Source organism: Pseudoalteromonas sp. TAB23 (assembly GCF_000498075.1).
Classification (GTDB): domain Bacteria; phylum Pseudomonadota; class Gammaproteobacteria; order Enterobacterales; family Alteromonadaceae; genus Pseudoalteromonas; species Pseudoalteromonas arctica.
In genome coordinates this window covers 1-10034 of sequence record NZ_AUTP01000273.1, presented here as the reverse complement: position 1 = coordinate 10034, position 10034 = coordinate 1, and the positions used below count along the sequence as shown (strand labels likewise).

General features: G+C 39.2%; 11 protein-coding genes and 3 pseudogenes. 5 read left to right on the top strand and 9 right to left on the bottom strand.

The genetic code is table 11. From position 1 onward, the window contains the following. The 4 genes and pseudogenes from L654_RS01000000126270 to L654_RS01000000126260 form a co-directional block, all read left to right on the top strand. A pseudogene (locus L654_RS01000000126270) lies at nucleotides 1-1087 on the top strand (terminase family protein); the annotation flags it as partial. Beyond that, nucleotides 1087-2162: pseudogene (locus L654_RS01000000126265) on the top strand (phage portal protein). The pseudogenes L654_RS01000000126270 and L654_RS01000000126265, both read left to right, overlap by 1 nt. Continuing rightward, nucleotides 2159-2485, top strand: coding sequence for a phage holin family protein (locus L654_RS0116505; RefSeq protein WP_024608488.1), 327 nt, complete (start codon nucleotides 2159-2161; stop codon nucleotides 2483-2485). The pseudogene L654_RS01000000126265 and the gene L654_RS0116505 overlap by 4 nt, the downstream one beginning before the upstream one ends. Beyond that, nucleotides 2485-2942: pseudogene (locus L654_RS01000000126260) on the top strand (hypothetical protein). The gene L654_RS0116505 and the pseudogene L654_RS01000000126260 overlap by 1 nt, the downstream one beginning before the upstream one ends. Before the next feature lie 18 nt (nucleotides 2943-2960). Here L654_RS01000000126260 and L654_RS0116495 read toward each other — a convergent pair. The 5 genes from L654_RS0116495 to L654_RS0116470 form a co-directional block, all read right to left on the bottom strand. After that, a complete protein-coding gene (locus tag L654_RS0116495) occupies nucleotides 2961-3518 on the bottom strand; it encodes a hypothetical protein (RefSeq protein WP_024608487.1) in 558 nt (185 codons plus the stop codon). An 8-nt stretch (nucleotides 3519-3526) separates the two neighbouring features. After that, nucleotides 3527-3700 carry a hypothetical protein gene (locus tag L654_RS1000000128340; RefSeq protein WP_225305763.1) on the bottom strand — a complete coding sequence of 58 codons (174 nt, stop codon included), beginning with the start codon at nucleotides 3698-3700 and terminating at the stop codon, nucleotides 3527-3529. 2 nt (nucleotides 3701-3702) lie between these two features. After that, entirely contained in the window at nucleotides 3703-4125 is a 423-nt protein-coding gene (locus tag L654_RS0116485) for a hypothetical protein (RefSeq protein ID WP_024608486.1), read from the bottom strand. Nucleotides 4126-4240: 115 nt separating this feature from the next. After that, nucleotides 4241-4477: a hypothetical protein gene (locus L654_RS0116480; RefSeq protein WP_024608485.1), complete on the bottom strand. Its 237-nt coding sequence runs from the start codon at nucleotides 4475-4477 to the stop codon at nucleotides 4241-4243. Nucleotides 4478-5241: 764 nt separating this feature from the next. Then, on the bottom strand, nucleotides 5242-5484 hold the full coding sequence (locus L654_RS0116470) for a hypothetical protein (protein ID WP_024608484.1): 243 nt from the start codon (nucleotides 5482-5484) through the stop codon (nucleotides 5242-5244). A 306-nt stretch (nucleotides 5485-5790) separates the two neighbouring features. On the opposite strand from L654_RS0116470, the gene L654_RS0116465 reads away from it, so the two are divergent. Next, nucleotides 5791-6036, top strand: a complete 246-nt coding sequence (locus tag L654_RS0116465) for an ogr/Delta-like zinc finger family protein (RefSeq protein WP_024608483.1) — start codon at nucleotides 5791-5793, stop codon at nucleotides 6034-6036. Nucleotides 6037-6152: 116 nt separating this feature from the next. On the opposite strand, the gene L654_RS0116460 is transcribed toward L654_RS0116465, so the two are convergent. The 4 genes from L654_RS0116460 to L654_RS01000000126255 all read right to left on the bottom strand — a co-directional run. Then, a complete protein-coding gene (locus L654_RS0116460) occupies nucleotides 6153-6470 on the bottom strand; it encodes a hypothetical protein (RefSeq protein ID WP_024608482.1) in 318 nt (105 codons plus the stop codon). A 95-nt stretch (nucleotides 6471-6565) separates the two neighbouring features. After that, on the bottom strand, nucleotides 6566-7390 hold the full coding sequence (locus tag L654_RS1000000127995) for a Rha family transcriptional regulator (RefSeq protein WP_024608481.1): 825 nt from the start codon (nucleotides 7388-7390) through the stop codon (nucleotides 6566-6568). Between the two features lie 205 nt (nucleotides 7391-7595). After that, entirely contained in the window at nucleotides 7596-8339 is a 744-nt protein-coding gene (locus L654_RS0116450) for a hypothetical protein (protein ID WP_024608480.1), read from the bottom strand. Nucleotides 8340-8449: 110 nt separating this feature from the next. Further along, nucleotides 8450-10034, bottom strand: a 1585-nt coding sequence (locus L654_RS01000000126255; protein ID WP_024608479.1) for a replication endonuclease, incomplete at its 5' end; no start/stop codon positions are given.

Sequence of the window (10034 nt, the reverse complement as noted above, 5' to 3'; positions counted from 1 at the left end):
GGCTCGCCTATGGTGCTTAATTTAGCCGGCGGTAAAACCGTTAAACTAATATTTAAGTCAACCAATGCCCGTACTGCACAATCAGAATCCGGCGATTTATATATTGATGAAGTATTTTGGATACCTAAATATAAGTCGCTGCGCGGTTTGGCGCAGGCTATGGCAACGCATAAACATTTACGAATAACCTATTTTAGTACGCCATCGGTTACCAGCCACGAAGCCTACGACCATTGGAACGGTAAATGGTACCGCAAAACAAAAGCGTGTAACGATCCTGAATTTGCCATAGATGTAAGCCATAAAAACCTAAAAAACGGCCAGCTGTGTGACGACGGTATTTGGCGACAAATGCTCACGGTTTACGATGTAGTAACCAGTGGCTTTGACCGTATTGATATTGGCGTACTTGAAAACGAATACAGCGTAGATGAGTTTAATAACTTGTTTATGTGTAAGTTTATTGATGATGCGCACAGTGCGTTTAACCTTAAACAATTGATGAACTGCGTGGGCGACTCGACTAAGTGGAGCGACTTTGATTTAGCTTACGAGCGCCCGTTTGGCCTGCGCCCTGTTGTGATTGGTTTTGACCCTGCCCGCTTTGGCGATAAAGCTAGTGTTGCCATTTTAAGTGCGCCCATGAAGCCAGGCGAAAAGTTTTTACTGCTAGAAGCACTTGATTTAAGCGGTAACGACTTTGAAGCCATGGCAAACGAGATAAAACACCTCACCGAAAAATACAACGTTGTGCATATTGGCGTAGACACCACCGGCATTGGTTATGGTGTGTGGGAGCTTATTACTAAGTTTTACCCTAATGCTGAGCCGATTCATTACAACCCCATTATTAAAAACCGCATGGTAATTAAAGCCATTAACGTTATTCAAAACCNCGGTAAATATTGCCAGCTCGTTCATTAATATTCGCCGCAAAGTGGTAGGCGACCAAATTACCTATGCGACAAACCGCACCGCGACAACAGGCCATGCCGATATTGCGTGGGCAATTATGCACGCCATGTTATTTGAACCACTCGACGGTAACGCCCATAGCCGTCAAACATCTGTAGGAATTGCAGCTTAATGAGTAAACCACGATTACAAGTAAGTAACGGCCAAGCGCCAAACTACAACCAACGCACAGCGGTAACNTAACCGATACGTTTAGCTTTGGCGATCCGGAGCCCTGCTTAGACAACCGGCTAACTGATTACGTTGGGGTGTTTAGTGACAGTAACGGCGTTTATGCCCCGCCCATTAATTTGCAAGGCTTGGTTAAACTACTGCGCGTAAATGCCCAGCATGGGCCAATACTCTACTTTAAGCGCAACATGATTTTAAAGTGGTATAAGCCTAACCCACTTTTAAGCCATCAAGCCCTTAGCAAATTTGCGTTTGATTTGCTGTGGAGCGGTAACGCCTATTTGCAAATTATTAAAAATTCGTTTGGGCAAATTATTAAGCTGCGCCATTTGCCTGCACTCACTATGCGTTATACCGATAAACGCGGTGTGTATGCGCAATTAAGTAACCAAAGCCATAATCCTATTTATTTTAATGCGGGTGAAATAATACACGTAAAAGAATACGACCCCGGGCAAGGCATTTATGGCATCCCGCAATATTACGGCGGNGGTATTCAGTCGGCTTTGCTTAATGAAGATGCCACGCTATTTCGTCGCCGCTATTACAAGAACGGTGCGCACATGGGCTTTATATTCTCAATGGCCGACCCTAATTTAAGCGCTGATGATGAAACAGCCCTTAAAAATGCCATACGCGACAGCAAAGGCGTGGGTAACTTTAGAAGTTTGTTTTTTAATTTTCGCAGTAATAAAGCCGATGCTGAAAAAGCGATAAACATTACACCGGTGGGCGACATATCAACCAAAGACGAATTTGAGCGCATTAAAAAAATTACGCTTAACGACATGCTCAGCATGCACCGTGCGCAAGAAGCACTGAGCGGCCAATCATCTGGCGACAGCCCAGGCTTTGGCGACTTAGACAAAATTACTCGCGCCTATTACAACAACGAAGTTGTGCCCCTGCAGCAAGACGTATTAGGCATTAATAACTACTTGCCTGCCGCGCAGCATATTGAATTTAAAGAGCCTGAGTATTCAGACTTAAACCCAACTACCAAGGAAGCCGCATGAGCTGGATAGATGTAACAGAGTTTATTAAACAATGGGGGCGTTTATTTATGTTGAGCTTTTTAGCAGCCGCTATTCAAATGTATTTAAGCAAAAAGCAATTTACGTTTTTTCATTACTGTATGAACGTGCTCGTTGCTATTTTTGCAGCGTACTTAGCGGCTATGTTTTGTGAGTGGCGCGGCTTTGACGAAAGCCTAAAAACGGGTGTGATTGGCGTAACAGCGTATGCAGCACCACACATTTTAGAAGGGTTCGACAAGCTAATTAAAGCGTTTAGCAAAAACCCTAAAGCGTTTATAAAATTAATCAGGGGGATAAAATAATGGGATGGTTAAAAACACTGGTTTCATTTATTACTGACCCTATAGCCGATTTAACAGGCGGCTATGTTGAGCGTAAACGCATAGCGGCAGAAATNTGGCCGCCGATGTAGCACGCGCTGAAAACAACTTTAAAATTGCACAGTTTAATGCCAAAGCAAAACGCTGTATGCAGGCCGAACAAAACGACGCTGATTATGACTTACTGGTTTTAAAAAACCGCGACAAAACCATCATGGATGAAGTGATCATTTTATTCTTTTTAGGGTTATTTGTGTGTCACTTTATCCCCTCCATGCAACCGTATATGCACAAAGGTTGGCAGGCAATGGGCTATAACGGCGCCCCCTGGTACTTTGAATTTGTGATTGTAGGTATTGCGGTTTCAACGCTTGGGTTAATGCGATTGTTTAGAGCGTTTTGGGGAAACAAGAGCAAAGGTAAGAAAAGCGCTAGTTAGCGCTTTTTTCTAGGTAATTTAAACACCTTTGAAACTTGCATATAGACTACCAACACCCACGATAAACCCGAGCATTCCGACAATAAAGCCCCAAAAGGTTAATTTTTTTTGTTTAGACAATTCTTGTATATTGGATGAATAAAGAACGCTGAGCGAAGCTGCTAATTGTGTTATCGAGTTACTTCTTTCTTCTCTTAACTCTTGTTTAATATTACTAAGCTGTAAGCCAATATTTTCAGGAAGTTCCGCATACGGTTCATTAGTCTGATGTTGAGAGATTAACTTTCTTAAGAGCTCAAATGATCCTGATAACTTCTCATTGTCTCCACTGATAGCATCGGAATGAAGTATTCTCAAACAAAGAAGTATAGCCTTTCTATCTTGAGACCAACGCTCTGCAATATGCAACATATCTTCGTAAGTTAAACTAGAGTTTATAATGCCAGCCTTAATTTGTTCTCTAAAACGTTTTTTCCAATTTTGTTTTGCGACATCTACTAGTATAGGAATTGCAATAATTAAAATTGCTAATGTTAACGCTACCAAAGTAAAAAATAATTCACTAAAGTTACTCATTAATTTCCTTAATGCTGTGAGTTATCGATTTTAGAAACTAACGTATCAAGTACCATTAAGTCATTCGCTTTTTCCATATATTCATCACTATCTTCATCAAGTAATTTTAGCTCTGCTGTTTCTTTTTCAATCCGATTCTTAAGGGTGCTTTTTATTAATCTAAGTTCTAATTGTGAAAACATAATTATCCTACATCTTGATTTGGTACACCGATAAAACAAGGAATAGCCATCGAATCTAATTGATTTAACTTATCTAAATACAGAGTTACAGGCATGTCATATAGAGGTCTAATAGTAAAATGATTTTTACCTAGCGATCCTCCATCATCTAGTGAAACATGCAGACCGTGCGGCATTTTAGATTTGGCTGGTAACTTCCACCACAGCGTACCAAATTTAGGGTTTCTGTAATTAAATAGTGATAAGCCACCCGATTTACTGTCAACAAAGTCAATATCATTCTTTTTGTAAACTCTTACATCCCAAGTCTGTTCTTCCTCTCTTGGTGGTGTAGTACGAATATAGTCAAACTTAGCTTTTGTTTTACGGCCAAGTCGAAAAAGGTCAAATGGCAAGGTGACATAAAATTGAATTGGGGTATGCATAATCAAGTTCCTTATGATTTTATTTAAATAGTCGATAGTAAATTACATCAAATTAACGAGAATATCTAGGCAATAGTGTTCACCCAATTTACCTAATCACCTCAAATGCTATTGTTTACCAATCTAGTTCTTTAATCTTTTCAATTTTTCCAGCAACAACTTCAAGACGCTTAAGTGCCCTTGTAAAATTTGGCCCAGGCACACCATTAAGTGTTGCTGCATTGGTTTTGCTAATACCGCGAACTAAGTAATCACTGAGTGCTGCTTTTATATCTTCACTAGTGCTTTTACCAAACGACAATAGTGCATCTAACCGCTCTTGGCTTTGTGAGCCTTTGTATAAATAATTCATAATTTATTTATCACTTAACTGATAATGAATTAATGATATTTCAATGTCAGGTAAATCACCACCTATTTGATCTTTTTGTTGTCACTTTATGTCAAACATTGTCACAGCTTTGACATCCAGATCTTTTTTAAGTATCTCTCAGATCCTTTTAGTGCAAGGCCTAGCTAAAAATAGCATGTCACAAAAGTTGTCAATTTGACGCGTTTTTTGCACGAAAGCGGAAGGCGAGGAGGAGTGAATTTTTTAGCCTTTTGGTTCTCAGCTCATAATTTGCGGCAAGTCTCGACTACTCACTCAATACAATGCCATGTATTTTAAAAACGAAACTAAACCGCTAATTAAATTAATGAGTGATGAAGTAGCAAGGGATCATGAAATTGGCAGTAAATTGCAGCTTAATTTTAATTTAGAACCGAGCGCTCAAAGTTTAAGAATCACTAATAAAAAAGCGCTAGCTAGGAGCTAACGCTTGGTTTTTCAATGCATGTCAATTAAAGGGTTTTCGTCTAACCAAGGGGCTGTTAATTACTACTAATTTACTCTTCATACTTGCTATATTCATGGGTAGTCAATTCCCCCGTTTGGTTGCTTACAGCTAGATATTCGTTTAAATGAAAGAAACCACCCTCTGAAAAAACCATATTTTTTCAGAGCTAATATAGCGTATTCTGAGCACGTTGGCTCAAATAAGCATGAGTTACGCAATCTCTGAGGTGCAATAATACGATAAAAATATATTAATTTTATAGAAAGCCAAACCAAAATTATTTCTTTTTACGGAATGTAATTACATAATAACTGCTGCTGTTAGCTTTTTTACCACTTAAAGCATCCATACATCCAGGTTGAACTTCAACACCTATACTATCTACACGTTGAAATTCCCATCCTTTGGATGCATATTGATTTACTACATTCTCTAGGTAGGCAGCCGCCTCATTCCCTTTATGAGCTTTCATTTGAACTGCAATATTTGGTGGAATTTGAATCATTTTGTATTCGAACATCAACTATTCTCCTTAATATGATGGGGTATATAATAAAACTAATATTTTAATAGTTCGCGTATCACACATATTTCTACTGATATCACGTCTATGTTTAATATAGTTCTAACAAATTACTTAAAAAATAGCTAATGAAAAAATTTATGGGATCAATAAAAACTAGGTTTCAATTTGACACACTTTTGCACGGATGGAGTGAATTTTGGAGCTTTTTGGTTCTCAGTTAATAGTTAAATGGTTGTTTGGCATACATGCAACCACTGTATATAATGACAGTGTGTATTTTATTAACGATTGGTGAATGTTATGGCGCGAGTTACTTGTCCAAATTGTGAAGCTAAAGCGACGATCACATCTCGTGAAAAGCAAAGCGCGCATGTGGTTAATTTATATTGCTCGTGTACAAATACTAAAGAGTGCGGGGCTACGTTCCGTATTACCCAATCGTTTGATCACTTCTTAAATCCTCCGTGTAAAACCACTGCGCAAATCGCCGCAGGTCTTATTAAAAACTTACCTCGAGAACAACAATTAGAATTAATTGGGCTTTAGGCCTAACTTTATTTTAGGCATAAAAAACCCACATCCGTTGTGGGTTATATAAAAACATATTCACCTTTCGCATTATTAAATTTAGTAGCGTTTTTTAAGTTTGCAAGTTTATTAAATTAAGGCTTTCCTTCACTTATAATTCTTTTTGCAACTTCTAAAATTTCAATACTTTCATTTTGGTTACTATGTTCTTCCGAGGCACCAGAAAAGCTCACGAAAAATTTAAGCGTATTAAAATTAGGTATATCTACTGGGCTAAAAGCACCTTTCACTTCATGGTACTCATTTACCAATGCTTGAACTGCTGGCTTTATTCCCTCAGCACCAAACTCACTTAAAGCAATTAATGACTTTTGGTTTACCCAAGTTTCAAAGTCTTCTTCAAAGTGATTAATATATTGTGCATTAGCAGCCTCTTTATTGTTTGATTCCATATCTTTCTCCAATAATTTACCAACGTTAGTTTTGTTACTTTAATACAATTTCAAGAAAAAAAGCGACATCATTTGGTTGATGAGTTTTTTAAATATTAATATTTTGCTAACTGATCACCCGCTTTTCCTAGTGGGGCTAAAAATCGAGTGTTGTCTGGTGTGGGGTGGCCAAAGAGTTGGGCGCGCTTTTTGGCGTTAAACTCGCGTATGTAGCCTTCTTTAATATCAGCGCCTAGGTTTAAGTCCATCATTAAAAAGGTTAGGCCGTCTTTGGTTATGTAAAATACAAACTGGCCGCTGGTGATATCCCCTATTAACTCCGCGCTAAAGTTGCTGTATTTAAAATCGGTTGAGCATTTTAAGTTACGTATTAAATCAATTATTTCATCATGTGGGCGGTTAAATATACGTGCCACGGTTAAAGAGCATGTTGCTATGGTACTACCCAGTTCTATGCAGGGATCTTTTACTGCCAGTGCTTTGATGTGGTTAACATTGCTAAAAGCTACGTCTGTATCAAAATATGGGTGTGGTGTATGTTGCGGCAGTGCTGGGGTAATTGGCTTTGTTGGTAAGCCGTAGAGTTTATTAGCCATTTGGTTAAACGCATTTATGTAAGCCTCTTTAATCAGTGCGGCTTTTTTGCCCGTAAAACCCATTACTAAAAACATAAAGCCGTCTTTAGTCATTTGGTACACTTTACTATCACGTTTTGCACCGTTGCCAATATCAACTTTTTGAACATGAACCGAAAAGTTGGTTAATGTAAATTTGTCGGAGCAATCAAGATTTTTAATTTTTTCTATTATATGTGCATGACGCTTACTAAAGAACTCAGCAACCTTTAGTGACGTGGTAGTGATTTGATCACCATTGATTGAAATAGCAGAACTTAAATCTTGGGTAATTTGAATAGACATAGCAGTCTCCTTTGTATATTGGAAACCTACCAAACTCATCGACCAAAATAAGGGTGGCAGGCGGNCCTACCATAAAGAAGTGAGCATAAAAAAACACGCATATATGAGTGGCGTGTTATTTACTACGCCTTTGTAAATCGAGCGACCAAACTCGACAACAGATTTTGCTGTTGCCCTATTATTCTGTCCGCTGAACTGTAATTTGTCAATTAAGAGTTTTTAACTTTGCTAACAAAGGCTGAAATACTGTCGTTCGTGCATTTTCTAAATACATTTTCCATTCATGATCTTTACTTATATTTAAGGTGCCACCTCGATAATCTTTTTTACTTATTTTATCTGATAACTTTCTAAAATCAGTTAAGTAGTCAGGGTTCAAACTGTTTTTATTTGCAAAATCGATAACTTTTGTATATTCATTAAAGTCTTTTAGGAAGTTATTAATATTCAATATTTCATCCTTTACAAGAATGTACTTTTTTGGAGAAATAAACTTTAAACTATATGCCAAAAAATGAAACTTATTCAAACAATTCATAAACTTTAGATGTAGATTCCCTATTTCTTTTAATGACGTTGTATAGGCTTTAGTATGATTAACAATATCTTCATTGTTAATGTGTAATTCACGAAATGAATTTGAACTGATTAAATTTATACATAACTCGTTCCAAGCAATATACAAGTCCCCCCCTACTAATCCTGCGAAATCTAATAATTCATAAGCTCCATCAAGTCTCTTTCTATTTTTATATTCAATAATTGCTATACACACGGCATACACCGTAGCGACGCCACCAACCCAGCTACCTATCGCAGGCCAAAACTCAACATGGCTTTTAGCACTAATTAATATTAGATAACCACCGATAAGAGCCACTACTAGCGTAAGTATTGTTACTAAAAGTAGCCTGTGTGCACTCCAAAATTCTTTGAAATCTTCCCTCAAAACCGTTATTCCTTATTTGTTGCTAGCTCTTATCTGTACTCAGGGATTAATTAAACCCTGAGTACAGCTAGCCTAACTGTACCTGCTAATTAAGTAATTAACGTGTACAGTTAGGCCATTAAATCTATTGCCCACCAATCATTATCACTGATGGCCGTTGCTTCACCGTTCAATACTAATCGAGCTAAATCTAAATCACCAATAATGTCGGCATTACCTTTACTAAATTGGGTGTTTGATGGGGTGTTACGCCCGTCAAGCTCTGCATACATGTGCGCTAGGTCGTAAAGCTCACGGGCGTATGCGTAGTGTTTTTCGGTTGGGGCTAGCGTTATTGGCTTTTTAGGTTTTGCCATATCGAGTTTTTCAAAGCTGTGTAGCTCACGTTCTTGCAGGTAGTACACGCGGTTGGCTCTAATAACGTTGCCGCCTTGGTTTAACTGCTTCATTTGAGCGCCTGTAAACATGTTTAATAGGTCGTCACATGGTTTGGGGGTTTGCTCGTCTACTGCTGGGGTGTGTTTTTTGGCTTCAGTACGGGCTATTTCGTCAATAGATAGCTGGCGATGCTCTTTTTGCTGCGCTGCTTCGTCCAGTACCACTAAGTGGCCGTCTTTTATTAGGTAAATATGGCCGTTATTTTTAACCCGCTTACCTGCAATCAGATCCTTTTTAACGCTTGCGATCTGTTTTTTGGTAAAACCGATCATGTCTAGCAATAATTCGTCTGTATGCCCTACAGCTAAAGGCGTACGATTATTCCCACTAGTCCAAGGTAGGTCGGCTGCGCCGACGTTGTTAGCATCCTGCCCATCAATTGCAGCGGTGTTATCGTTTGCTGCGGTGCCTATGGTTTGCTTAGACCAGGTATGTAAGCGAGTTACTAACGTGCAAAGGCCTGTTGTGTCTTCAACGCCTTTTAAGCGTTTGGTAAATTCGGCGTATTCGTTACCGTATTCGGTGTGTTGGTAGGCAGGTTTAAAACGGGCATCGCGGCCAATACCAAAGCCACCCATTAAGGTAACAAAGGTTTTAAAGTCGCCCTTGTCGGCGGCTTGGCGTATTTGCTCTAGCTGCTCGTTGCCTTGCACTTCTTCGCGCACTCGGCGCAGTTCGCGCCAAATAGTAATAGAGGGTGATTTTTGAAACTGAAACTGCCTAATACCCCACGTGCTGGCCCATGCTTTAACTGGGTTAACTGCTTGGGTGAGCTTTTCGCCTGTTTCGGCATCAAATTCGTTTGCCAGTGCAAAGCCATCAATATTTTTGCTTACGTACTTAGCAACATAGGCTGCTGCCCCACCTGATTTTTTACCGTTTTTATCTACCGTTGCAGGTAGCATTTTGATAGCGGTATAGCGTGGACTACTCGGAAAGTAGTTTTTAATTGGTGCACGCGTGTACACTTTTTTAGATTTGTTTAAACCCCAAATACGGCGCGCTTTTGTGTAGCGGGCACGTAATGCTTTGCGGTTTTTAAAACGCTGAAAAAATACCTCGCGGTCGTCGCGGGTAAAGTAGCGGCGTAATAAATGGTTAACTTGGTCGTAGTAACGCGCTGGCATCCATAAAAGCATATGCCAGTGAGTGCAACCGTCGGCGTGTGGCTCAGCTACACGAATACCAAAATACGGTATTTCAAGGCGGTCTAGTTTTGCGCGCGCTTGCGAATAGAGTTTGTTTAAATAAAGGCTT